This is a genomic window from Microvirga puerhi, assembly GCF_020089865.1.
GTDB classification, from domain to species: domain Bacteria; phylum Pseudomonadota; class Alphaproteobacteria; order Rhizobiales; family Beijerinckiaceae; genus Microvirga; species Microvirga puerhi.
In genome coordinates this window covers 1-22,728 of sequence record NZ_JAIRBM010000009.1, presented here as the reverse complement: position 1 = coordinate 22,728, position 22,728 = coordinate 1, and the positions used below count along the sequence as shown (strand labels likewise).

Sequence of the window (22,728 nt, the reverse complement as noted above, 5' to 3'; positions counted from 1 at the left end):
AAAGTGTCCGAAAGTACGGTGCTCTAGGTGGCCAAGCGGTCGATGGAGAATGTCATGTGTACGCAAAGACCCTCGCGGCGCCATTCCCGATCAAGCTCGCCGCCGAGTTGCCCCGTGACGCTCCGTTGAGTTAGCTGACTCCCGAAGCCCTCGAAAGTTGGCGGGGCCGGGATCGGCGGGCCGTCCGTCTCGATCCATTCCAGGGTGATCTTGTCTCTCTCCTGTCGCCACCGGATTGTGAGCCGTCCCTTCGCGCTCGACAGGCAGCCATATTTGAGAGCGTTGGTCGCCAACTCATGAAGGACAAGCGCAAGAGCTGTCGTCGTATTGGAGCCGATACGGATATCGGGCCCTTCGATCGAGATGCCTTCTGCGTGAGTTTCCTTGTAAGGAGCCAGTACGGCCTCGATTAGCCGGCCGAGCATAATCTCCGCGCCGCTCCGGTCTTCCTCCATGGAGGGTGGTTGCACCAGCTCGTGAGCCCGGGAAAGGGCGCTCAGCCGTCCCCGCAGGGCGGTCGCCATTTCCTTCGTGTCCTTTGCCGTGCGGGCCGTGAGGGACACCATGCCGTTGGCGATGGCGAAGAGGTTTTTGACGCGATGATTCAACTCTCGGGTCAGGAGGTGCCGCGTCTCCTCGAGGGCATGCTGGCGCGTGCTGTCATTGAGCACACCTGACAGGCGAACCGCTTTCTTTTGATCGTTTTCTCCAATGAAGAAGGCTTTTCCTCGGGCGTGGACCCACCGCACATCATCGTCAGGCTTCGGGACGCGGTATTCGACATCGTAATAGCCATCGGTTTTCGGGTCCGTTGCAGCAGCCATGCGCTTTCGAATCAAATCCCTGTCCTCGGGAGTGATCAGCTCATAGATGTCATCCAGCGACATGCCTTTAGCGTGCTCAGGCGAAATCCGCATGAGTTTGCAGGTCATCGCGTCGAAATCTGCAATCTCCGTGGCGAGGTCGAGGTTCCAGGTACCCAGCTGCGCCGCTTCCAGGGCAAGACGATGCTGCTCTTCCAGGCGGGCGAGCGCGTTCTCGGCCCGTTTCTGAGCGTCGATATTGGTGCAGGTGCCGAACCAGCGCGTAATTCTGCCGTCCGGATCCCGATGGGCGAGGCCACGGCTCAGCATCCAGCAATAGACGCCGTCGGCTCTCCGAAGCCGATATTCGGCTTCATATAATTCTCCAGCAGAAAGGGCACTGCGCCACTGGTTGTCTACGTGAACGCGGTCAGAAGGGTGAACGGCGTCTTTCCAACCCTCGCCCCGGCATTGCTCTGCCGTCATTCCGGTCAGGTTATACCAGCGCTGGTTGAAATAACCGTGGTATCCGTCTGGGTCGGTAAACCAGACGAGGTGCGGCAAACGTTCCGCCAGAAGTGCGAGCTGGTCGTCGCTTTCCGTCAATAGCACCCGGAATCCCCTAGCGTTTGGCCCCTCAAGCCTGGTCCCTAGTATGGCCATTGTTGTAGGCCTTTTTGAGCCTGACAACCCGAATCGCGTCGAATCTGTGGCTATTGTGACACATCGGTAGCGATCCTTCCTCAACAGGGTTAAACGTCCTGGGCCCCTGGCGGCCCAGGTTTTCACTCCTTAGATGCAGGGCTGCATCTCACGATCAAGCACGGACCAAGCTGGCTTCGCCTTTCATGAATGATATGAGACCCATTTCGGCGGCGCCGCCGGAAATCACCGCCGCCGACGCTCTTCATCCGAAGGAGCGGCGATCCCGCCGTTTCGCATGGATTGGGATGGTCGGAAGCGTGCTGCTTTTCGGCGCGTCCTTGGTCGTTCTCTGGCATATCGTCTCCGGAATCGACATCAATGAGCTCAAATCCGCCTTCACGGCGGCGAGTATCCGCCAGATCGGCCTTGCGATCCTTTTCACGACGATCAGCTACAGCCTTCTGACCTGCTACGATGCCATCGCCCTGCGACAGCTTAAGCTGCGCATCCCCTACCGGACCACGGCTCTCGCCTCCTTCACGAGCTATGCGGTCAGTTTCACCTTGGGCTTTCCGCTGCTGACCGCCGGAACGGTCCGTTACTGGATCTATTCCTCGCGCGGGATCAGCGCCGGCCGAGTGGCAAGCCTGACCGTTATTGCCGGGGTGACATTCTGGCTCGGCATGGCGCTGGTGCTGGGTTCCAGCATGATGCGCCAGGCCGATGAGGTCGCAAGTCTCATCTACACGAATATCTGGATCAACCAGCTCGTCGGGCTGGCCGCCGCGGCTCTGGTGGTTGCCTACCTGATCTGGGTTTCCATCAAGAGACGCGCTGTCAAGATCCAGGGCTGGCGCCTCGATCTACCGGGATTTCGCCTGACGGTCGCCCAGATGCTGATCGGTGCCGTGGACGTTTGCGCCGGCGCGGCGGTTCTGTTCGTGCTTCTGCCCGGCGGCCACAACATCAGCTTCGAGACTTTCGTGGCCATCTACATCTTCGCAGTCATGCTTGGGGTCGCGAGTCATGCTCCTGGCGGGCTGGGCGTGTTCGAGGCGACGATCCTGCTGGCCCTGTCGAGCTATCCCAGAGAGCCGATTCTCGGTGCTCTCCTTCTGTATCGCTTGTGCTACTACCTGATCCCATTCGTGTTGGCGCTGGCGCTCCTCGGCGCTTATGAGATCCGCAACCGGATCCAGGCCATGCGTGACAAGTTCAAGCCCGAAGAGGACGAAGAACCGATTTCAGAGGCGTGATCCCCCGCTGGTGACTTTTCGGCGCGCTTCTCCTAGATAGCAGGCGTCGTCCTGCCGAGTTGATCATGAGCGAATCCGTGGAGACCAGGGAGCCGGCCGGGCCTCGCGGCCCGAGGCCGGAGCGGAACGCGGCCTTGGCCGGTGCTCTCATCGTGGGCCTCGTCCTGTTCGTCGTGGCGGCCGTTCGGGGATATGCGGACGGATGGTTCCTCGGTATCGCCCTGATATCGGTCGTCTTCGCGACCCTGGCAGCCAGCTATCCCCGCTCGTCAAAAAGTACGGAACGTCTTCAGCTCAAGGAGGCACGACGCTCAAGCGTGGCGGAGGCCGTTCTGGCGCACATTCCCGATCCCGTGATCCTGGTCGACCAGCGATCCTTGATTGTCGAGGCCAACACGGCCGCCCGTGTCCTCCTGCCGGGGCTAAAACTCAATCACCCGCTGTCATTCGCCCTGCGCAGCCCTGACGTCCTGGACGGTATCGATCTCGTTCTCGCCGAAGGGGAGCCGATCAAGGTCGAGTATTCGGAGCGGGTGCCGACCGAGCGCACCTTCGAAGTGCATATCGGATTACTACGTGGCAATTCGACGGACGTCGGCGGTCGTATCGGAGTCGTCCTCGTCTTTCGCGATCTCACGTCGGTCAGGCGGCTCGAGGCCATGCGCGCCGATTTCGTCGCCAATGCGAGCCATGAGTTGCGCACGCCGCTCGCTTCGCTCCTCGGCTTCGTCGAAACTCTGCAAGGGCCGGCCCGTAACGATTCCGCAGCGCGCGAACGCTTTCTCGAAATCATGCGCGTGCAGGCGCAACGAATGAAGCGTCTGATCGACGATCTGCTCTCTCTTTCTCGGATCGAGATGCGAGCCCATGTCCCGCCGACCGAAGCTCTCGATTTCAAGTCGATCACGGCGCAAATGATCGAGACGCTTTCTCCCCTGGCGCGAGATCGGGGTACCATCATCCACGCTCACCTCCCGGACGAGCCCATCACCATCTATGGAGATCGGGACGAGCTTCTCCGCGTTCTCGAGAACCTGATCGAGAACGCGGTGAAATACGGCGAAAGCGGGGGCAAGGTGGATGTCCAGCTCGCCCGTATCGAGGGACCGGACGGTCAGTCGCAGGCGGTGCTGAGCGTGCAGGACTATGGCCCGGGTATCGCTCCGGAGCATCTGCCGCGTCTGACGGAACGGTTTTATCGCGTGGATGTGGTGCAGAGCCGGGAGAAGGGCGGGACGGGCCTTGGCCTCGCAATCGTCAAGCACATCGTCAACCGTCATCGGGGGCGTCTGGATATTGCGAGCGAGCCGGGGGAGGGGGCCCGCTTCACTGTGGCGTTGCCAGCCTATGTGGAGAAAGCGGTCTCCGAATGATCAAAGATGCTCCGTTTGTCCCGAGAGCATTTTTTGGTTGAGTGGATGCAGTCCACCAAAGGAAGAGACGGGTCCACGCCCGCGGAAGCAGCTCTAGTGAGGCATCTTATGCTCGATCATGTCACGAATGCGCTTGGCTAGGTTGTCGACTGCGAAGGGCTTTGTGATCATTTCCATTCCGTGGTCGAGAAATCCTGACGCCAGAGTGACGTTCTCAGCATAGCCCGTCATGAAAAGGATCTTCAGTGCGGGGCGCTGTCCCCGAGCTGCATCGGCGAGCTGGCGCCCGTTTATGCCGGGCAAGCCGACGTCTGTGATCAGCAGATCGATGTGGTGATCGGATTGCAGGCATTTCAGGCCGCTTGGGCCGTCGCAGGCCTCCAGAGCCCGATACCCAAGCTCCGCCAGCACATCGACGATGAGACTGCGGACGGTGGCGTCGTCTTCCACGACAAGAACGACTTCGCCTGAGCCCGGCTGTGCCCGGTCCTCATCTCCGGCCGCCGAAGGTTCGTCCTCGGTGCTGCCTTCATAGCGCGGCAAGTAGATCTTGACCGTCGTCCCCCTGCCGAGTTCGGAATCGATGCGAACATGGCCTTCGGATTGCTTGGCGAAGCCATAAATCATCGACAGGCCGAGGCCTGTTCCTTGGCCGAGGGGTTTCGTGGTGAAAAACGGATCGAAGGCACGTGTCCTGATTTCCGGCGACATGCCAATCCCCGTATCCGTGACGCACAGGGCCACATACTGTCCCGGCACGATGCCGCGCTGCGCGGCAAATACGGCGTCGTTCAGCTCGATGTTCGATGTCTCGATGGTCAGTGTGCCGCCTTTCGGCATGGCATCGCGCGCATTGATGACAAGGTTGAGCAGCGCGTTCTCGAGTTGATTGGGATCGCACCGCGTCAGCCATAATGCGCTCACCGTCTTGAGGTTGAGCGCGATCGTTTCGCCGATGGTGCGATGGAGCAGATCCTCCATGGATCGAACCAGCTGGTCGATATGGACGGGCCTGGGATCAAGCGGCTGGCGGCGTGCGAAGGCAAGGAGGCGATGCGTGAGTGCCGCCGCCTTGCTGGCGGATGTAATTGCGGCGTCGGCATATCGCGGCAGGGTCTCGTAGCGGCCCTGTGCGATGCGCGCCTGAAGAAGGTCGAGAGAACCGATGATGCCGGTGAGCAGATTATTGAAGTCGTGGGCGATGCCGCCGGTGAGTTGTCCGATGGCCTCCATCTTCTGACTTTGCCGAAGCTGCTCTTCCAGCTCCTTGCGTGCGGTAATGTCGCGTCCGGCGGCATAGAAAATGTCGCCCTCGGCGACGCTGGTCCAATTGTACCAGCGATAGCTACCATCTCGGGCCTGAATGCGAAGATCGGTCTCGACCATGCCCGTATGTTTGAGGCGCTCAAACTCCCTTCGGGATCGCTCGACATCCTCGGCATGCACGAGATCGAGACAGGATCGGCCGATGAGCTCTGGGGCCGCGTATCCCAGAGCCTCCGTCCATGCGGGATTCACGCTCTGGTAGAGACCATCGAAGCCGCAGATGCAGAAGAGGTCCTTCGAGACGCGCCAGATCGAGTCGAGTTCTCGCGTGCGTTGCTCGACCTGGGCTTCGAGGGCATCTGCGGCTAGCCGCGCTTCCGTAATGTCGACGTTGCAGCCGACATAACCCAGGAACTGGCCCATGCTATCGCGGCGCGGAACCCCTTCACACCGGAGCCAGCGCAGCTGCCCATGTCTATCCCAGGCCCTGAATTCGGCCTGGAACGGGACTTGCGCCTGAAATGCCTCCTGAAAGCGCTCGCGAAACGCTGCGCTGTCCTGCTCGTAAATGATCTTGCGCCATTCTCCCCGGTGGATCTTTTCCAGCGTCAGTCCGAGTTCCTTCTGGTGCCGTTTGTTGACGAAACTCGGCCGGGCTTCGGCATCGGTGGCCCATATCAGCACGGGTGCGCTGTTGGCCATGAGACGGAATCGGGCTTCGCTCTCGCGGAGGGCCTCCTCGGCCACCTTGCGGTCAGTGATATCCTGAACCGCACCGACAAAGCGTATCCGCCTTCCGTCCGGATCGTGGACGAACCTGGCTTTGCGACCGATCCAGCGCAATTCGCCGGTATCGGGACGAGCGATACGGTATTCAATGGACGGTTGCACTTGCCCGGCTGCCCGGGTCTTGCGGCAGGAGACGATGTCCTTGTCCTCAATCAGCACCAGGCGTTCCACAGTCGATGAGGGGAATTCGTCAGTGACGGGAAGGCCATAGATGCGGCAGAATTCCGGGGTGGCAGTCATGAGGTCGGTGGCTATGTCGAGATCGAACATGCCGATGCCGCCTGCTTCCTGCGCCAGCCGGAGTTGCTCGTCCCGCTGCTCAAGGCTCTGTTGCGCCCGGACGCGCTGGGTCGTTTCCACGACCACCGCGAGCACGCCACCAGGCCGATAGCTCTCGTCCAGGATGGGGCTGTAATTGAGATCCATCCAGACGTCCTCGGGGACGCCATTGCGATAGAGGATCAGATGCTGATCCTGGAAGGACAGAGTTCCTCCGTTGAGCCCGACCTCCATGACCCTACGGTTGAAATCAGCGACCTCCGACCATCCTTCCAGAACTTTGGAGCCGAGTAGGCGGGGATGGCGGCCCCCTGCGAAGACCGAATAGGCGTCATTGTAGAGCATCACGCCGTCTTTTCCCCAGAGCATGACCATGGGGACCGGGGACTGTAGGATCAGATCCAGCGCAGTCTTGAGGCTCTGGGGCCAGGAGGTGATCGGGCCAAGGCTCGTCCGAGACCAGTCCAAGGACCGAATGAGAGCTCCTGTTTCGCCCCCACCCACCGGAAAGGCCCGCGGTACCTGCCCTTCCGTTTCGCCCTGAGACGCGTTCACCTGAAGCTTCATGTCAGATCTGTGCCACGCAAACCCAGTGATCGTATCTAGGTAAAACGTTCAAGGTTCAACTCCCGGAATGACCACGGGACGCTCCGAAATCGCGGAGGCGGGCCGGACTGCCTGCATCCAAGCGGGGCTTCGGAGCGTTGTCACGTGAGTGTCATCCAATTGTCTTAGACCCGTAACGGGGAGGCCATAGCTGTCCGACACGGCGCGGATCCGTCCTTCAATTGAAAGGATGAGCGGCCGCGCTTGTATGAACAAGGAGACGTCTCGTGAAGTTCCTGTCCTTCGCCTTCGCGGCTGGTCTTGCCGCCGTTAGCCTCGCGACGCCGGCCGCCGCCGCCGATATCACCGGCGCAGGCGCGACTTTCCCCTTCCCGGTTTATGCCAAGTGGGCCGAGGCCTACAAAAAGGAGACCGGGAACGGCCTCAACTATCAGTCGATCGGCTCTGGCGGCGGCATCAAGCAGATCCAGGCCAAGACCGTCGATTTCGGTGCGACCGATGCGCCTCTGAAGGGCGAGGACCTTGAGAAGCATGGTCTTCTGCAGTTCCCAACCGTGATGGGCGGTGTCGTGCCGGTCGTCAATATCGCAGGTGTCAACGCAGGGCAGCTGAAGCTGACCGGTGACGTCCTGGCCGACATCTTCCAGGGTAAGATTGCCAAGTGGAACGATGCGAAGATCGCCAAGCTGAACGAGGGCTTGAAGCTTCCCGATGCCGCGATCACTCCGGTCTATCGTTCGGACGCCTCCGGCACGACCAATGTCTTCACCACCTATCTGTCGCAGGTCTCTCCATCCTGGAAGACCGATCTCGGCGCCAATACGAGCGTCAGCTGGCCGGTGGGGCAGGGCGGCAAAGGCAACGAAGGCGTCGCCGCAACCGTGAAGCAGGTTCCGAATTCGATCGGTTACGTTGAGTACGCCTACGCCAAGCAGAACAATATTCCGTTCGCTCTGCTTCAGAACAAGGCTGGAAAGTTCCCGGCTCCCGCCGACAAGGCGTTCCAGGCTGCTGCGGCGAATGCCGACTGGACGGCTGCTCCCGGCTTCGGCATCTCGCTGACCGACCAGGCCGGCGACGAGGCTTGGCCGATCACGGCTCCGACCTTCATCCTCGTCTACAAGGCTCCCGAGAAGCCGGAGCAGACCGCTGAAGTGCTCAAGTTCTTCAACTGGGCCTACACGAAGGGCGACAAGCTCGCCAGCGACCTCGACTATGTTCCGCTTCCCGACAACGTGGTCAAGATGATCGAGACCGCCTGGGCGAAGGAGATCAAGGACAAGTCCGGCCAGCCGGTCTTCAAGCAGTAACCGGCTGACACTCTCTCGAAAACGGAGTACGGCGGATGGTTGCCTTGTCTGAACGGATTGCCATTTCGACTATGCAGACGACCCGCCGTGCTCCCAAGTCCATTTCGGATCCCCTGTTTCGCTGGGCGAGCTTCGCCTCAGCCTTGCTCGTCCTCATCGTCCTGGCGGGGATCCTGGGCTCCATGGTTTATGGCGGGTGGCCGGCTTTCCGACAGTTCGGTTTCGGCTTCGTCACTTCGAGTGTCTGGAACGTCGGCAAGGAGGATTTCGGCGCCTGGGTGGCGATCGCCGGAACCTTGACCTCGGCGCTGATCGCGCTGGTCATCGGTGTCCCGGTCTCGATCGGCATCGCAATCTTCCTGACGCAGCTTTGCCCACGTTGGCTCAAGCGCCCTGTGGCGACCACCGTCGAACTGCTCGCTGCCGTCCCAAGTATTATCTACGGCATGTGGGGGCTCTTCGTTTTCGCTCCCTTCTTCGCCCGGTTCGTCCAGGTGCCCGTATCGTCTCTGGTCGAGGGACTTCCGATCGTCGGAACGATCCTGTACGCGCGAGTGCCGTCCGGAGTCGGCCTTCTGACTGCCGGCATCATCCTGGCGATCATGATCATTCCGTTCATCGCGTCGATTGCCCGCGATATCCTCGACCAGATCCCGACGATCCTGCGCGAGAGCGCCTACGGCATCGGCTGCACGACCTGGGAAGTCGTGCGCCATGTGCTCTTGCCGCAAGCCGGCGTGAGCATCATCGGCGCAGTCATGCTGGGGCTTGGGCGGGCTCTCGGCGAGACGATGGCTGTAACCTTCGTGATCGGCAACGCCAATCGGCTGTCATTGTCCCTCTTCGATCCGAGTTCGACCATCGCATCCCGTATTGCCAACGAGTTCAATGAAGCATCCGACATGCACCTCAATGCGCTCCTGGCACTTGGTTGCATTCTCTTCCTGGTCACGTTCACGGTTCTGGTTCTCGCGCGCCTCCTGATTGCGCGCGTCCGTACGCAGTAAGGGGCAACGATGAACGACGTCACCTCGACTGTTCAATATACCGGTAGGCCTGCTGCGGGACGCGTGCGGCGCGGCCGCCGGATCGCCGATCGGACCCTCAAGGTCGTCTGCACGGTTTTCACGGGGCTCGGCGCTTTCGTGCTCGGCTGGATCCTGCTGATGCTCTTCTATGAAGGTGGTGCAGCTCTTTCGCTCGACGTCTTCACCCATGTCACGCCAGGGCCCGGCACCGAGGGCGGTGGCATCGCCAATGCGATCGTCGGCAGTCTCATCCTGACGCTTCTGGGCATCATTGTGGCGACGCCGATCGGCGTGCTCGCCGGAACCTATCTCGCGGAGTACGGGAAAGGTTCGAAGCTTGCGGAAATCATCCGCTTCGTGAACGATATCCTGCTTGCCGCTCCCAGCATCCTCATCGGCCTCTTCGTCTACACGCTCATGGTGCCGCCGCTCGGCGGATATTCCGGATGGGCGGGGGGCGTCGCGCTTGCCATCATCGCCGTGCCCGTCATCGTGCGCACCACTGAGGACATGCTGCGTCTCGTGCCGGGCTCCCTTCGCGAGGCAGGCGCTGCATTGGGCGCCCCTATGTCGACAGTGATCGTCAATGTCAGCTGGCGCGCGGCGCGGGCCGGCATGGTCACCGGTATTCTCCTGGCAACTGCACGTATTGCCGGAGAGACGGCGCCACTTCTCTTCACGGCGCTCAACAACAATTTCTGGTTCAAGCCGAACCTGATGGGCGGCGTCTCGAACCTGCCCGTCATGATCTATCAGTTTGCGCTGGCGCCCTATGACAACTGGCGCGCGCTCGCATGGGCGGGAGCCCTGATCATCACTCTTTCCATCCTGGCGCTGTCGATCGTCGCACGCCTGCTGCTGAAGAAGGATCTCGCCCGATGACTTCGATCGCCATCAATGCGAGCAGCGCCATCGGGGGCGCAGCCGCGGCCGACATGCACGCACCGGTGCGCATTTCCGTCCGGCACCTCGACTTCTTCTATAGCGACTTCCGAGGCCTGAAGGATATTTCTCTCGACTTCTACGACCGGCAGGTGACGGCCTTGATCGGACCATCCGGCTGCGGCAAGTCGACTTTGCTGCGCACCTTCAACCGCATCTACAGCCTCTATCCGGAGCAGCGCGCTCAAGGGGAGATCCTGCTCGATGGTCAGAACATCCTGGCCTCTTCTGTCGATGTGAACGAATTGCGTGCCCGCGTCGGCATGGTATTTCAGAAGCCGACACCTTTTCCGATGTCCATTCACGACAACATCGCCTTCGGCATCCGGCTTTACGAAAAACTGTCCAAGGCTGATCTCGAAGACCGCGTGGAGCAGGCGCTGCGCAAAGCGGCGCTCTGGGATGAGGTCAAGGACAAGCTGCGTCAGTCCGGCATGGGATTGTCCGGAGGGCAACAACAGCGCCTCTGCATTGCGCGCACTATCGCCCAGCGGCCAGAGGTCATTCTGCTCGACGAGCCGACCTCGGCTCTCGACCCGATCTCGACCGGTAAGATTGAGGAATTGATCGAGCAGCTTCGGGCGGAATTCACGATCGTCATCGTGACGCACAACATGCAACAGGCCGCACGTATCTCCCAGTTCACGGCCTTCATGTATCTCGGCGAACTTGTGGAGTTCGGGCCGACGAGCAAGATGTTCATGACACCCAACAAGAAACAGACCCAGGACTACATCACGGGCCGCTTCGGCTGATCGGAGCGATAAGGAGACTATCCCATGGCGGAGCATATTGTCAGCTCCTACGACAACGACCTGCAGAGCCTCCGGCGCCGCATCTCGGAGATGGGCGGCATTGCGGAGAAGATGCTCGTCGATGCCATCGCGGCCCTGGTCCGGAGCGACCTGCCGCTAGCGCAATCTGTCATTTCGTCCGACAGCCGCCTCGATCTTCTGCAGCGGGAGGTAGAGGAGAATGCGATTCTCACCATCGCCCGGCGCCAGCCGCTCGCGGTGGACCTGCGTGAAACCATCTCGGCCATCCGGGTCTCCGGCGACGTAGAGCGCATCGGCGATCTGGCGAAGAACATCGCCAAGCGCGCGGTTGCCATCGGTGGCCCCTTTCAGGCGCAGAAGATCGTCGTCGGCGTTCAGCACATGAGCGACCTCGTGCTGGGACAGCTCAAGGACGTTCTCGATGCCTATGCCCAGCAGGATACCGTGCGGGCTCTCGACGTCTGGCAGCGGGATGGAGCGATCGATGCGCTCTACACCTCTCTCTTCCGGGAGCTGCTCACCTATATGATGGAAGATCCGCGCAATATCTCCTTCTGCACGCATCTCCTGTTCTGCGCGAAGAACATCGAGCGTATCGGCGATCACACGACCAACATCGCCGAGACGGTCTATTATCTTGTGACCGGAGAGACCCTCGCGATCGATCGCCCGAAGAATGACCGTTCGATCGACGTGGCAAAGGCTGGAGCTTGAGGCATGGGGCCACGTGTTCTGATCGTGGAAGATGAGGAGCCCCTGACACTTCTTCTGCGCTACAATTTGGAGGCCGAAGGATACGAGGTCGACAGCGTCGGAAGAGGCGATGAAGCGGAGATCCGCCTACGGGAGCAGGTTCCCGATCTCGTGCTCCTCGACTGGATGCTGCCGGGCTTGTCCGGCATCGAGCTTTGTCGGCGTATCCGCATCAGGCCCGAGACGGAGCGAATGCCGATCATCATGCTCACGGCCCGTGGTGAAGAAGGCGACCGCATTCGCGGGCTCTCGACGGGAGCCGACGACTATATCGTCAAGCCATTCTCCGTGCCGGAGCTTCTGGCGCGTGTCAGGGCGCTGCTGCGGCGGACCAAGCCCACGCATATCGCGACGCTTCTGACGGCCGGCGACATGGAACTCGACCGTGAGACGCACAGGGTTCGGCGCAGCAATAAGGAGCTTCATCTCGGGCCGACGGAATTCCGGCTCTTGGAGTTCCTGATGACGAGCCCTGGTCGCGTCTTCACGCGGGAGCATCTGCTCAACGCCGTCTGGGGACATGACGTCTACATCGATGAACGGACCGTCGATGTCCATGTAGGGCGCCTGCGCAAGGCGATCCGGATCTCTCATAAGCCCGATCCGATCAGGACCGTGCGTGGCACGGGCTACTCCTTCGACGAAACCTTCGCCCGCGACGAATAAGCCCAACAAAAAAGGCAGGCTCGAGGCCTGCCTCAGTGACGGTCTTAGGCCGCTGCTTACGCCCGCGCCAGCTTCCGCTCGCGCTTGCGGTCTGCAACCGGCTGATAGGCGACGCGTGCATGATGGGCGCAATAGGGCAGTCCGGTCAGCGAACGCGCCCCACAGAAGCGGAACTCGGGCTTCGTCGGATCGCCCATAGGCCAGCGGCACATGGACTCGCGCAGGTCCATGATGGTCACGCGTTCTGACATTGGGATCGCGACGTCGTCTTCGGCCATGATCTCGACTGCCTCCGCCGCCGGTTGACGGGGAATAGATGCGACGATCACATTGTTCCGATTTTGCGGCGCAATAGGGGCGGGAGCACTGGGAGCGCGAGCCGGTTTGCGGGCGCGCTGCGCGGCAGGCGCGGCCACCTTGTCCTTGGCCCGTCCGGATAGGCCGAGACGATGAACCTTCCCGATCACCGCATTCCGGGTCACATTGCCAAGCTCGGTCGCGATCTGACTCGCGCTCAAGCCGTCGGCCCAAAGCTTCTTGAGAAGCTCGACCCGTTCGTCCGTCCAGGTTGCACCCGCATCTATCATTTTTATATTGCCTCCTCCGGGACGGCTTTGCCCAGGCTCGAATCCCTCATGTATCGCGGACAGAATGAAAAGTCCGGCCGCGTTGTGAGGGGCTCTCTCCTGGAGTGGAAGCCGTCGCTCGAATGCGTAATCGACGGCTTCGAAGTTACTAGATCGGTGGACTCGGGCGCAAGAGTCCCCGGACAGGCTCTGTCGTTTTCCCCAGGGAACTCCGTTGGGCCGGGAATCTCAGTGATGAATAAGTTCATTTCTCTTGAATTGACAGGGTCTCCGGTCTGGCTAGAATCCTCGTGCTGCCGTCCCTTTGGGGGCGGCGCTTTCTTTTTCCGGCCCAGGTGCGACCTTTTGGTGCGGCCTGGGTCTTCCAAGCGGAGAATAATCCCGTGACGTCGCCATTGCTGCCGACCTACGCACGTGCCGATATATCCTTTGAGCGGGGAGAGGGCCCTTGGCTCTTCGGCCGAGATGGCGAGCGATATCTCGATTTTGGCGCCGGCATCGCCGTCAATGCCCTGGGCCACGCCCATCCACACTTGGTCAAGGCCCTGACCGATCAAGCAGCCAAGCTCTGGCATACCTCGAACTTGTTCCAAATCCCCGAGGGCGAGCGTCTCGCCCGGCGGCTTGTGGACAATACCTTTGCGGACGTGGTGTTTTTTTCCAACTCGGGCGCAGAGGCCAACGAGGCGGCCATCAAGATGGCCCGGAAATATCACTCTGCGAAAGGGCATCCGGAGCGTTTCCGCATCATTACCTTCGAGGGTGCCTTCCATGGGCGGACCCTTGCGACCATCGCGGCCGGCGGGCAGGCGAAGTATCTCGAAGGCTTTGGACCGAAGGTCGAGGGCTTCGACCAGGTACCTTTCGGGGATCTCGATGCTCTCAAGGCTGCCATCGGGCCCGAAACGGCGGCGCTGATGATCGAGCCTATCCAGGGCGAGGGCGGCATTCGACTGGTGTCGAACTCCTTCATCCGGACCTTGCGGGAACTCGCCGACGAACATGATCTTCTGCTGATCTTCGACGAGATTCAGACCGGTGTCGGCCGGACAGGCAAGCTTTTCGCCTACGAATGGACCGGCGTGACGCCGGACATCATGTCGGTCGCGAAGGGCATCGGGGGCGGATTCCCGCTCGGCGCCTGCCTTGCCACGGCCGAGGCGGCGCAAGGCATGACGCTGGGCACCCATGGCACGACCTTCGGCGGCAACCCGCTGGCCATGGCCGTTGGAAACGCAGTGCTCGATGTGATCCTCGAACCCGGCTTTCTCGATCGTGTCGAGCGCATGGGCCTGCTCTTGAAGCAGCGTCTGGCGGAGCTCATGGACCGCCATCCCGGCGTGATCGCAGAAGTGCGGGGCCTGGGTCTGATGATGGGCCTGCGCACCCATGTGCCGAATACGGAATTCATTGCCGCTGCGCGCCGCCATAAGATCATTCTGATCGGCGCCGGCGACAACGTCACCCGCCTCCTGCCGCCTCTGATCATCTCCGAGGGCGATATCGCGGAGGCCATGAACCGCCTGGATGCCGCCTGCGCGGCTGTAGAGGTTGAGCTGAAGTCCGTGGCTCAGCAGGGAGCAGCCGAATGAAGCCCCGCCATTTCCTCGATCTCAGCGAATTGTCCAGCGCCGAGATCCGTCGCGTTCTCAATATCGGCTCCGCCATCAAGGCGAAGCGCCGCCGCGGCGAGCGGGCCAAGGAGCGCCCCCTTGAGGGCAAGGTCCTCGCCATGGTGTTCGACAAGCCGTCCACCCGGACCCGCGTTTCCTTCGACGTGGGGATGAGAGAACTGGGCGGCGACACCCTTATGCTGACCGGCAAGGAGATGCAGCTTGGCCGGGGCGAAACCATTGCCGATACGGCCCGGGTGCTGTCGCGCTACGTGGATGCCATCATGATCCGCACCCTCGATCACGCGATGGTGGCGGAGCTGGCTCAGAATGCGTCGATCCCGGTCATCAACGGCCTGACCAAAATGACGCATCCCTGCCAGATCATGGCAGACGTCATGACCTTCGAGGAGCATCGAGGGTCGATCAAGGGACGGACCATCACCTGGTCGGGAGACGCCAACAACGTGCTGGCGTCCTGGGTTCATGCGGCTGCACGGCTTGATTTCACTCTTCGGATCGCATCCCCGCCGGAACTTGCGCCTCGTCCCGAGCTTTTGTCCTGGGCGAAGAAGGAAGGAGCGGAGATCGTGGTGACGACCGATGCTTTCGAAGCCGCCGAAGGAGCCGATGCGATCGTCACCGATTGCTGGGTGTCCATGGGCGATGAGGACGAATTCCGTCGCCACAATCTCCTCAAGCCGTATCAGGTCAACAAGAGGCTCATGAGCGTGGCCGACAAGAATGCGGTCTTCATGCATTGCCTGCCTGCGCATCGTGGTGAAGAGGTGACGGACGAGATCATGGACGGGCCGCAATCGGTCGTGTTCGACGAGGCTGAGAACCGTCTTCATGCACAGAAAGGCATCCTCGCCTGGTGCCTGGGAGCGGCCAGCGAATGACGACGGCTCCCTTCGAAGGCGCCGATGATGTCGTTCTGCCGTTCGCGGTTGAGCCGCTGGACGTGCGAGGCCGTGTTGTTCGTCTTGGCCCTTCCATCGATACGATTCTCACGCGCCACGGTTATCCCGACGTGGTCGCGCGGGTCATCGGCGAGGCTGCAGCACTGACGGCCATGCTTGGTTCGGCCCTCAAGTTCGAGGGACGGTTTCAGCTCCAGACCAAGACGGACGGCGCCATCGAGATGGTGGTGGTTGATTTCGACGCACCAGATCGCCTCCGGGCTACGGCACGCTTCGACAAGGAGAAGATCGACGCTCTCGATACCTCCACGGCGCGAACCGGCGATCTTCTCGGCTCGGGTTATTTGGCAATGACGATCGACAGAGGCTCCGATCGCAATCGCTATCAGGGTGTCGTTGCCCTCGACGGACAAGGGTTCGAGGAGGCCGCGCACCAGTATTTCCGTCAGTCCGAACAGATTCCGACCCGCGTCCGTCTTGCGGTGGCCGAGCAGTTCGAGGATGGTCGGCATACCTATCGCGCCGGCGGGCTGATGATCCAATTCCTGCCGACGTCGCCGGAGCGCATGCGCCAGGCCGATCTCGATCCAGGAGATATTCCCGAGGGCCATCCGTCACGCGATCTGGGGAACCCGGGCGAAGACGATGCCTGGGTCGAGGCGAAGGTGCTCATCGAGACGGTGGAGGATCATGAACTCGTCGATCCGGCTGTGTCGAGCGAGCGGCTGCTTTATCGGCTGTTCCACGAGCGTGGCGTGCGGGTGTTCGAAGGCCAGAGCGTGTATGAGGAATGCCGCTGCTCGGAAGACCGCATCATGTCGATGATGCGCCGTTTCTCGCCGGAGGACCGTCGCGACATGGTCGGCGACAATGGCCGCATCGGTATCACATGCGAGTTCTGTTCGCGCTTCTACGATCTCGATCCAGCCGATGTGGAGGCCGAGATCGCCAAGGCTGAAACCTGACGCTTCGCGCGTCAGGTTCTTTCAGTTTTGCGTACAGAACGCCGCGAGGCGGCGCATGAAGGCCTCTCCTGCATCCAGCTGTTCGAGGGTGATGTATTCGTCCGGCTGATGAGCCTGGTTGATCGAACCGGGGCCGCAGACGACGGTTGGAATTCCGGCTGCTTGGAAATGTCCGGCTTCTGTTCCGAAAGGCACGGTCTGCGTCCGATTTTTGCCGACGAGCTTTAACGCCAGGGCTTCAGCCGTCGAGCCGGGTTCAGGTGCAAGACCGGGTACCGCGACCTCCAGCTGTGTATCGATGCGTCCGAATTCGCCGAAGCGGTTCATCCGCTTGAGAACCACTTCATTGGCGAAGCGATCGAGACGTGCCGGGATCTCCTGCGGGTCGAGATCAGGCAGGCCGCGGAATTCCCAATGGAAAGTGCATTCTTTGGCCATGATATTGCGGGCGGTGCCGCCTGCGACGACGCCGACATGGACGGTAGTGTAGGGGGGATCGAAACGCCCGCTCTTGTCGCCGCGTTCCATCATCTCGTCGGCGATCCGGTTGAGTTCGGACATCAGTTCGGCCGCAGCCATAACGGCGCTTGCACCGAGATACGGCTTCGAGGAATGCGCTTCGAAGCCGTGAACCGTGGTCACGAATGTCACCACGCTCTTGTGGGCGTCAACCACTTCCAGGAGCGTCGGCTCGCCGATGATGACCGCCTTCGGAACAGGAAGATCGTGGCCCATGCGACGGATCGTATCGACGACGCCGAGACAGGTCGTTTCTTCGTCGTAGGACAGCATGATGTTGATCGGCGTCTTCAGGTTCGCTGCCAGAAAATCCGGAACGAGCGCGAGAGCCAGGGCGTCGAAAGCTTTCATGTCGACAGCACCGCGTCCATAGGCGCGCCCGTTCTCGATACGCAACGTAAAGGGGTCCGAGGTCCAGGCCTGTCCCGTCACCGGCACCACGTCCGTATGGCCCGACAAGACGATCCCGCCGCGGTCCTGAGGACCGATCGTGGCATAGAGCGCCGCCTTGTCACCCGTCGTGTTTGGAACACGAATGAAAGGGACATCCCAGCTGCTCAGATAGCTTTCGACGAATGCGATGAGCGGCAGGTTCGATTTCGAACTCTCGGTATCGAACGCAACGAGTTGCGCGAGCATCTCAAGCGGCGTCAGCCGCTGACCTTTGGAAAATATCATGATCGGTCGTTCGAGCTTTCAAGTTGCATCCGCCGACGGTGGTAGTGGCCATAGCATGCGGCGTCAATTTTCCGATGCGAGTTTCCTTGTTCGGGAAGGGGGTGGCTTGCATCCCAAAGTGCAGCGATATAATATTCATATGCAATTAAAGGTGGAATTCTCGTCGATGTTCGATAGCGCTCTCACATCCTTGTCCGATGGACGGTACCTCTCCGTTTGGACTTCGAGTTCAAACGCCGTTTTGGGGCAGATCAACAGCGCGGGGGCCTCCGCGACGGGGCCCGCCTTTTCCATATCCGCTTCGGAAATGACCAAGGATCATCTGTCGGTAACGGAGTTGAGCAGTGGCCGGTTCGTGGTCGTATGGGAGGAAACAAGCGCTGCGGGCAAACATAGTCTACAGGGGCGTCTGTTCGAGCATAATGCCATTCCTGTCGCCAGCGCTTTCGAGATCGGGCCAAGCTCCGCCAATCGAACCTCACCAAGCGTCATTGCAGATGCCATTGGCGGATTCTCTGTGTTTGCCAATGATGGCCCCAAGGTGACACGCGTCAATATTGATGCATCTGGAGCACAAGGTGCGCCCAAGGTATTGCTCGACGATGCAACCAATCCTTCGGCTGCCATTCTGCAGGACGGGAGCGCCATCATCGTTGCCGCGACGCCCTCGGACACCGGGGGGTATGAGATTTCCGGTGTCTCTCAAAATCCCGCTGGCGAAGTGACAATGTCCAGAGTTCTCGCGATCCGTAATGAGCCATCCGCTCCGCACCCCGTGGTGACTGGTCTGACGAGCGGTGGATTTGTTGTGGCCTGGGAGGGGCAGGTTAATGGGAGACAAAGCGTCATTTTCCAAGACTATCTTAAGGGAGGTCTTGTTTTTGGCTCCGCATCGCATTTCGACCCCGTGAAACCCGGGCAAGTCTTTTCAAATCCGATGGTTCAGGCTCTTCAAGACGGTGGATATGCTTACGCTGCAAAGCTCGGAACCGCCGGGGATAATGACGTCTATATGGGTTCTGTCTGGAGCGTATTCGCCTCCATGTCTGCGGATTTGGTGGATGCATCGAGCAGCAAGGATCAGGTCGATCCTTCTCTTACCCGCTTACCGGATGGCCGCTATGTGATCTCATGGCTTGAGGGCTCCGCGTCAGACTATGTTTTGAGGTCGAAAGTCATCGACGCTCGTTCTTCCGGCGTGACGGTGACTGGGACGAGGGCCGGTGATGATTATGTCGGGAGCAAGTATGATGACACGCTCTCCGGCGGCGACGGAAATGACTATCTGTCCGGCAATGGTGGCGACGACAGACTCGATGGCGGGACCGGCGCCGACACCATGGCCGGCGGCGACGACTGGACGTCCAACAACACAACCTATGTCGTTGACAATGTGCTCGACACATGTGTCGAAACCGCGAACGGCGGGACAGATAAGATCGTTACGTCGATCAACTGGAAACTCGGGCAATATATCGAGAACCTCAGCGCAATTGGTTCGGATCCGTTGGTCCTCGTTGGCAACGGTCTCGCTAATGCAATCGCCGGCAATTCAGGCGATAATCAGATAAGTGGCGGTGCCGGCAATGATGTGCTGTCGGGCGGAGCCGGAAAAGACATTTTCATTCTCGACGCCAAGCCAAATAAAAAGTCGAATCTCGACAAGATCACGGATTTCTCCGTGAAAGACGATACGATCTGGCTCGAAAACAAATATCTTTCCAAATTGGGCAAGGGGATTGCGGCCAAGCCGGGCAAGCTCAACAAGGCATTCTTCATGGTTGGCGCGAAGGCCAAAGATAAGAATGACTACTTGGTCTACGACAACAAAAAGGGAATCCTCTATTACGATGCCGATGGATCAGGTGGGAAGGCTGCCGTCGAGCTCGCCATTTTGAAGAAAGGTCTCAAGCTTACCTATCACGACTTTTTCGTGATCTAAGGGAAGTGTTGATGAGCCACAGGAGACGCTTGATTTCATGAACGTGCTCGCTGCCGCGCATCAGTGGACCACACGCTTCGTGTGGGGGCTGTCGAGAGAGAAGGCGGGGATATCTGCGTTGAAGGTTTCGCCGCCACTCGTTTCCATCACATAGCAGCCCTGCATGGTGCCGCTGGGCGTCGGGAGCGGGCAGCCGCTTGTGTAGCTGTAGCTTTCGCCGGGACCAAGAATGGGCTGCTCGCCGACGACGCCGGGGCCGCGCACCTCCTGCGTATGCCCGCGCTCGTCGATGATCTTCCAATAGCGCGCACGCAGCTGTACGCGTTCCAGGCCCGTGTTGATGATCTCGACCGTATAGGCAAAGAAATAGCGGTTGTCCGACGGTGAGGATTCCTCGGGCATGTAGCGGGGCGTGACGGTCACGCTGATGCCGCGTGTTACAGCCTTGTACATTCAGGTCTCTCAAAGACGCCGGATCGAGTACGGGAAGGGCGGCGTCCCGAACGTGGTAAGACGGGCTCCGGTCCTCGTCAATCGAGGGTCGGGAGAGGAGCTGCCGCCTTCCGGGCCGGGAGAGCCTGTCATATGTCGAACGGGAATGGCGAGGGAGCACTTTGAGAAATCCATCGCATCCCTTAGACATGGGCCCACGTTTCAGCAGGGGAGTGGGCCGGGGCCCGTCGGAATGAATATGGTTGCGTTACGGGACGGGATTCAATCGGCCGATGCCATCAGGCGCCTCGCGGACGAGGGGGCCATCAGGACGGAAACTCCCTTCGCCCCTGATCAGGTTCAGCCGGCGAGCCTCGATCTGCGGCTTGGGCGCCGTGTCTATCGTGTCCGGGCAAGCTTTCTGCCGGGGCGCAATCACACCGTTCGCGATCGACTGGCGCAGCTGAGCTTCCACGAGATCGACCTGAGCGTCGGGGCCATTCTTGAGACCGGCAGTGTCTATATCGCCGAATTGCAGGAAGGCCTGGCGCTTCCGCCTGAGCTCTCTGCTGCGGCAAATCCGAAGAGTTCGACCGGCCGTATCGACGTGTTCACCCGGGTCATCACCGACCGCAGCCAGGAATTCGATGCGATTGGCGCCGGCTACCATGGGCCTCTTTATGCGGAGATTTCGCCCCGCACCTTCCCGGTGCTGGTGCGGACAGGGACGCGCCTGTCGCAATTGCGGCTGCGTAAGGGAGAGGTGCGCCTGGACGATGCCGATCTTTACGCGCTTCATGCCCGAGAGAGGATCGTAACTTCGGCGGAGCCCTCGATCCAAGAAGGCGTGGCCGTCAGCGTGGATCTCGCAGGGTTCGGTCCTGATCGGCTCATAGGATACCGGGCCAAGCGCCATACCGGCCTCGTGGATGTGGACAAGCCCGGCTCCTGCCGCATCGCGGACTTTTGGGAGCCGCTTTATGCGGAGGCGGGCCGGACCCTCATTCTCGACCCCGGTCAATTCTACATTCTGGCGTCCAAGGAGGCTGTCCACGTGCCGCCGGACTATGCAGCGGAAATGGTCCCGTTCGATCCGCTCGTCGGAGAATTCCGTGTCCACTACGCGGGTTTCTTCGATCCGGGCTTCGGTCATGCTCCGGCCGGAGGGGAGGGCGCGCGCGCTGTGCTGGAGGTGCGCTCACGCGACGTTCCCTTTATCCTGGAGGACGGCCAGATCGTCGGCCGGCTCGTCTACGAACGCATGGCCGAGCGTCCCCATATCCTCTACGGCTCAGGCGTGGGTTCGAACTACCAAGCGCAGGGACTGAAGCTGTCGAAGCATTTTCGATAAGGTCTCTTTATGTTCATCGAACGGGGTGTGGACTACGCACGAGCCATGTGACCGACAGGAAGGCCCCGATCCAGGACCCGAGGGCCGCAAAGACTACATAGATTGCGTGCTCCGTGTAGCTGATGACAGCAAAGGCCGAGAGCAGGTACCAGATCCCGCTCCAGTTCGCAGCGCGAACCCGGCGCCGGGCAACGACGGCGGCATTGAAGAAGACATAGGCTGCATCTGTCGTCGCGGTGGCGAAAACGACACCGAGAGCGATCAGAGGATCAAAGGCCAGATTCATGAACGAACTCCTGCCGGGGAGAGCCACGCGGACCGCCGAAGGATAGGCCTTGCCCGGAACAGAAGTCGATGGACAGGGCCGGCATCCCTTTGCTAAGTTCCCGTCGTGACCGGCAAGTGCGACTGAGTGCGCAGGTCCATGCGGGTGTAGTTCAGAGGTAGAACGTCAGCTTCCCAAGCTGAATGTCGTGGGTTCGATTCCCATCGCCCGCTCCAGATTTTTCCGCCATGGAAGTTCCCGACGTCATTTCCGGTTAGATCTAACTGGCCAGGAATCGTGTCGATGGAGATCCCATATCTAGGTCTCTTGTTTGGCGCTGCCTTCATCCTGGCCGTACGGAGCGTCTGAGTAGGTCGTAAGGGCGCCGGAATTTTGCGGGTCGGGTGTTGACAACGGCGAGGATCGGGGACATATCCGCGACCCCGCCGGGTTTTACCCGACGAGCTTCAATCTCAAATGACGCGTCGTGGCCGAGCTTCTCGGAGCTCAGCCTTTTGGTCGCGTCGGATCAAGGCCCTCATCGGTCTTGATCCCGAGCACGAGCCTTTCGAGGCATCGCAAGATGCAATCGAGGCTCCTATGCAGGTCTGAGAAGATTATCGAGCAATCCTGATTGCGAGATATTAAGTAACCGAAAGAGTATATACTTTCTTCGGGGCGATGAAGCTTGTCTGGTTGCCGGAGGGCCGGAAAGAAATACTTAGCTCGAAGAAAAAAATTCGAATTAAGTGTTGACACTGGAGTGGGTCTTTTGTAGATGACTGTTCATCGGCGGCGCGGTTCTGGGACGGACGGCGCGGCGAGCTTCGGGACCGCAGGGTCTTTTGAGGTTTTGGCATCGGGAGTGATGCCTTTGCTCTTTGACAAGTGAAGATGAGAGAGAGAAGCGTGGACGGCGGTGTCCTTGCGGGTTGTCTGTGATGGACAACCGGAAGAAGCAGACATCGACTGTTCTATGCTTTTGGTGAGTACCACCGCT

General features: G+C 60.3%; 20 protein-coding genes and 1 tRNA gene. 14 read left to right on the top strand and 7 right to left on the bottom strand.

Translation table 11 applies throughout. The annotated features are described in order from the left end of the window. Positions 1-23 precede the first annotated feature (23 nt). Positions 24-1,415 carry a sensor histidine kinase gene (locus K9B37_RS13300; RefSeq protein WP_224313579.1) on the bottom strand — a complete coding sequence of 464 codons (1,392 nt, stop codon included), beginning with the start codon at positions 1,413-1,415 and terminating at the stop codon, positions 24-26. A gap of 245 nt (positions 1,416-1,660) precedes the next feature. Here K9B37_RS13300 and K9B37_RS13295 point away from each other — a divergent pair, with 245 nt between their 5' ends. Continuing rightward, positions 1,661-2,704, top strand: a complete 1,044-nt coding sequence (locus tag K9B37_RS13295; RefSeq protein WP_224313578.1) for a lysylphosphatidylglycerol synthase domain-containing protein — start codon at positions 1,661-1,663, stop codon at positions 2,702-2,704. A 65-nt stretch (positions 2,705-2,769) separates the two neighbouring features. Next, on the top strand, positions 2,770-4,077 hold the full coding sequence (locus tag K9B37_RS13290) for an ATP-binding protein (protein ID WP_224313577.1): 1,308 nt from the start codon (positions 2,770-2,772) through the stop codon (positions 4,075-4,077). A 93-nt stretch (positions 4,078-4,170) separates the two neighbouring features. On the opposite strand, the gene K9B37_RS13285 is transcribed toward K9B37_RS13290, so the two are convergent. After that, on the bottom strand, positions 4,171-6,978 hold the full coding sequence (locus K9B37_RS13285; protein ID WP_224313576.1) for a hybrid sensor histidine kinase/response regulator: 2,808 nt from the start codon (positions 6,976-6,978) through the stop codon (positions 4,171-4,173). A gap of 266 nt (positions 6,979-7,244) precedes the next feature. Between K9B37_RS13285 and pstS the strand changes: the two genes are divergently transcribed. The 6 genes from pstS to phoB are packed head-to-tail and all read left to right on the top strand — an operon-like array spanning position 7,245 to position 12,453. Next, complete coding sequence (gene pstS, locus K9B37_RS13280) at positions 7,245-8,288, top strand: phosphate ABC transporter substrate-binding protein PstS (RefSeq protein WP_224313575.1); 1,044 nt, start codon at positions 7,245-7,247, stop codon at positions 8,286-8,288. A 35-nt stretch (positions 8,289-8,323) separates the two neighbouring features. After that, positions 8,324-9,295: a phosphate ABC transporter permease subunit PstC gene (gene pstC / locus K9B37_RS13275; RefSeq protein WP_224313574.1), complete on the top strand. Its 972-nt coding sequence runs from the start codon at positions 8,324-8,326 to the stop codon at positions 9,293-9,295. Positions 9,296-9,304: 9 nt separating this feature from the next. Then, positions 9,305-10,198: a phosphate ABC transporter permease PstA gene (pstA, locus tag K9B37_RS13270; protein ID WP_224313573.1), complete on the top strand. Its 894-nt coding sequence runs from the start codon at positions 9,305-9,307 to the stop codon at positions 10,196-10,198. 53 nt (positions 10,199-10,251) lie between these two features. Beyond that, positions 10,252-11,013: a phosphate ABC transporter ATP-binding protein PstB gene (gene pstB, locus K9B37_RS13265; RefSeq protein WP_224313839.1), complete on the top strand. Its 762-nt coding sequence runs from the start codon at positions 10,252-10,254 to the stop codon at positions 11,011-11,013. Between the two features lie 24 nt (positions 11,014-11,037). Further along, positions 11,038-11,748, top strand: a complete 711-nt coding sequence (gene phoU / locus K9B37_RS13260) for a phosphate signaling complex protein PhoU (protein WP_224313572.1) — start codon at positions 11,038-11,040, stop codon at positions 11,746-11,748. A 3-nt stretch (positions 11,749-11,751) separates the two neighbouring features. Next, positions 11,752-12,453 (top strand): phosphate regulon transcriptional regulator PhoB, encoded by a 702-nt coding sequence (gene phoB, locus K9B37_RS13255; protein ID WP_224313571.1) that lies wholly within the window; start codon positions 11,752-11,754, stop codon positions 12,451-12,453. A gap of 56 nt (positions 12,454-12,509) precedes the next feature. Here phoB and K9B37_RS13250 read toward each other — a convergent pair whose 3' ends face one another. Next, entirely contained in the window at positions 12,510-13,040 is a 531-nt protein-coding gene (locus K9B37_RS13250; protein WP_224313570.1) for a GcrA family cell cycle regulator, read from the bottom strand. Positions 13,041-13,423: 383 nt separating this feature from the next. Here K9B37_RS13250 and K9B37_RS13245 point away from each other — a divergent pair, with 383 nt between their 5' ends. Genes K9B37_RS13245 through K9B37_RS13235 form a run of 3 tightly spaced genes read left to right on the top strand, consistent with a single transcriptional unit; the run spans position 13,424 to position 16,541 of the window. Further along, positions 13,424-14,632: an aspartate aminotransferase family protein gene (locus tag K9B37_RS13245; RefSeq protein ID WP_224313569.1), complete on the top strand. Its 1,209-nt coding sequence runs from the start codon at positions 13,424-13,426 to the stop codon at positions 14,630-14,632. Continuing rightward, positions 14,629-15,555, top strand: coding sequence for an ornithine carbamoyltransferase (gene argF / locus K9B37_RS13240; RefSeq protein WP_224313568.1), 927 nt, complete (start codon positions 14,629-14,631; stop codon positions 15,553-15,555). Before K9B37_RS13245 ends, argF begins: the two co-directional genes overlap by 4 nt. Then, complete coding sequence (locus K9B37_RS13235; RefSeq protein WP_224313567.1) at positions 15,552-16,541, top strand: Hsp33 family molecular chaperone; 990 nt, start codon at positions 15,552-15,554, stop codon at positions 16,539-16,541. The genes argF and K9B37_RS13235 overlap by 4 nt, the downstream gene beginning before the upstream one ends. A 21-nt stretch (positions 16,542-16,562) precedes the next feature. Here K9B37_RS13235 and argE read toward each other — a convergent pair whose 3' ends face one another. After that, the gene (gene argE / locus K9B37_RS13230; protein WP_224313566.1) at positions 16,563-17,738 is read right to left on the bottom strand and encodes an acetylornithine deacetylase; all 1,176 of its coding nucleotides are present in this window, start codon (positions 17,736-17,738) and stop codon (positions 16,563-16,565) included. Between argE and K9B37_RS13225 the strand changes: the two genes are divergently transcribed. Further along, the gene (locus K9B37_RS13225; RefSeq protein ID WP_224313565.1) at positions 17,737-19,680 is read left to right on the top strand and encodes a calcium-binding protein; all 1,944 of its coding nucleotides are present in this window, start codon (positions 17,737-17,739) and stop codon (positions 19,678-19,680) included. The two genes, argE and K9B37_RS13225, sit on opposite strands and share 2 nt — an antisense overlap. A 60-nt stretch (positions 19,681-19,740) precedes the next feature. Here the strand turns inward: K9B37_RS13225 and apaG are convergent, their stop codons facing one another. Beyond that, the gene (apaG, locus tag K9B37_RS13220; protein ID WP_224313564.1) at positions 19,741-20,133 is read right to left on the bottom strand and encodes a Co2+/Mg2+ efflux facilitator ApaG/CorD; all 393 of its coding nucleotides are present in this window, start codon (positions 20,131-20,133) and stop codon (positions 19,741-19,743) included. Positions 20,134-20,371: 238 nt separating this feature from the next. Here apaG and K9B37_RS13215 point away from each other — a divergent pair, with 238 nt between their 5' ends. Then, the gene (locus K9B37_RS13215) at positions 20,372-21,463 is read left to right on the top strand and encodes a 2'-deoxycytidine 5'-triphosphate deaminase (protein ID WP_224313837.1); all 1,092 of its coding nucleotides are present in this window, start codon (positions 20,372-20,374) and stop codon (positions 21,461-21,463) included. 13 nt (positions 21,464-21,476) lie between these two features. Here K9B37_RS13215 and K9B37_RS13210 read toward each other — a convergent pair whose 3' ends face one another. Continuing rightward, on the bottom strand, positions 21,477-21,749 hold the full coding sequence (locus K9B37_RS13210) for a hypothetical protein (protein ID WP_224313563.1): 273 nt from the start codon (positions 21,747-21,749) through the stop codon (positions 21,477-21,479). Between the two features lie 140 nt (positions 21,750-21,889). Between K9B37_RS13210 and K9B37_RS13205 the strand changes: the two genes are divergently transcribed. Further along, positions 21,890-21,964, top strand: a tRNA-Gly gene (locus tag K9B37_RS13205). 550 nt (positions 21,965-22,514) lie between these two features. Here K9B37_RS13205 and K9B37_RS13200 read toward each other — a convergent pair. Continuing rightward, a partial coding sequence (locus K9B37_RS13200) for a hypothetical protein (RefSeq protein WP_224313562.1) occupies positions 22,515-22,728 on the bottom strand: 214 nt, incomplete at its 5' end.

What these genes read in the sequence shown, in the direction of transcription:
- K9B37_RS13295 (WP_224313578.1), top strand. Translation starts at nt 1,661, where the DNA reads ATGAGACCCATTTCGGCGGCGCCGCCGGAAATCACCGCCGCCGACGCT.
- phoB (WP_224313571.1), top strand. Translation starts at nt 11,752, where the DNA reads ATGGGGCCACGTGTTCTGATCGTGGAAGATGAGGAGCCCCTGACACTT.
- pstC (WP_224313574.1), top strand. Translation starts at nt 8,324, where the DNA reads ATGGTTGCCTTGTCTGAACGGATTGCCATTTCGACTATGCAGACGACC.
- K9B37_RS13235 (WP_224313567.1), top strand. Translation starts at nt 15,552, where the DNA reads ATGACGACGGCTCCCTTCGAAGGCGCCGATGATGTCGTTCTGCCGTTC.
- argF (WP_224313568.1), top strand. Translation starts at nt 14,629, where the DNA reads ATGAAGCCCCGCCATTTCCTCGATCTCAGCGAATTGTCCAGCGCCGAG.
- argE (WP_224313566.1), bottom strand. Translation starts at nt 17,738, where the DNA reads ATGATATTTTCCAAAGGTCAGCGGCTGACGCCGCTTGAGATGCTCGCG.
- K9B37_RS13210 (WP_224313563.1), bottom strand. Translation starts at nt 21,749, where the DNA reads ATGAATCTGGCCTTTGATCCTCTGATCGCTCTCGGTGTCGTTTTCGCC.
- pstA (WP_224313573.1), top strand. Translation starts at nt 9,305, where the DNA reads ATGAACGACGTCACCTCGACTGTTCAATATACCGGTAGGCCTGCTGCG.
- K9B37_RS13215 (WP_224313837.1), top strand. Translation starts at nt 20,372, where the DNA reads ATGGTTGCGTTACGGGACGGGATTCAATCGGCCGATGCCATCAGGCGC.
- K9B37_RS13225 (WP_224313565.1), top strand. Translation starts at nt 17,737, where the DNA reads ATGATCGGTCGTTCGAGCTTTCAAGTTGCATCCGCCGACGGTGGTAGT.
- K9B37_RS13285 (WP_224313576.1), bottom strand. Translation starts at nt 6,978, where the DNA reads ATGAAGCTTCAGGTGAACGCGTCTCAGGGCGAAACGGAAGGGCAGGTA.
- pstB (WP_224313839.1), top strand. Translation starts at nt 10,252, where the DNA reads ATGCACGCACCGGTGCGCATTTCCGTCCGGCACCTCGACTTCTTCTAT.
- phoU (WP_224313572.1), top strand. Translation starts at nt 11,038, where the DNA reads ATGGCGGAGCATATTGTCAGCTCCTACGACAACGACCTGCAGAGCCTC.
- K9B37_RS13290 (WP_224313577.1), top strand. Translation starts at nt 2,770, where the DNA reads ATGAGCGAATCCGTGGAGACCAGGGAGCCGGCCGGGCCTCGCGGCCCG.
- K9B37_RS13250 (WP_224313570.1), bottom strand. Translation starts at nt 13,040, where the DNA reads ATGATAGATGCGGGTGCAACCTGGACGGACGAACGGGTCGAGCTTCTC.
- apaG (WP_224313564.1), bottom strand. Translation starts at nt 20,133, where the DNA reads ATGTACAAGGCTGTAACACGCGGCATCAGCGTGACCGTCACGCCCCGC.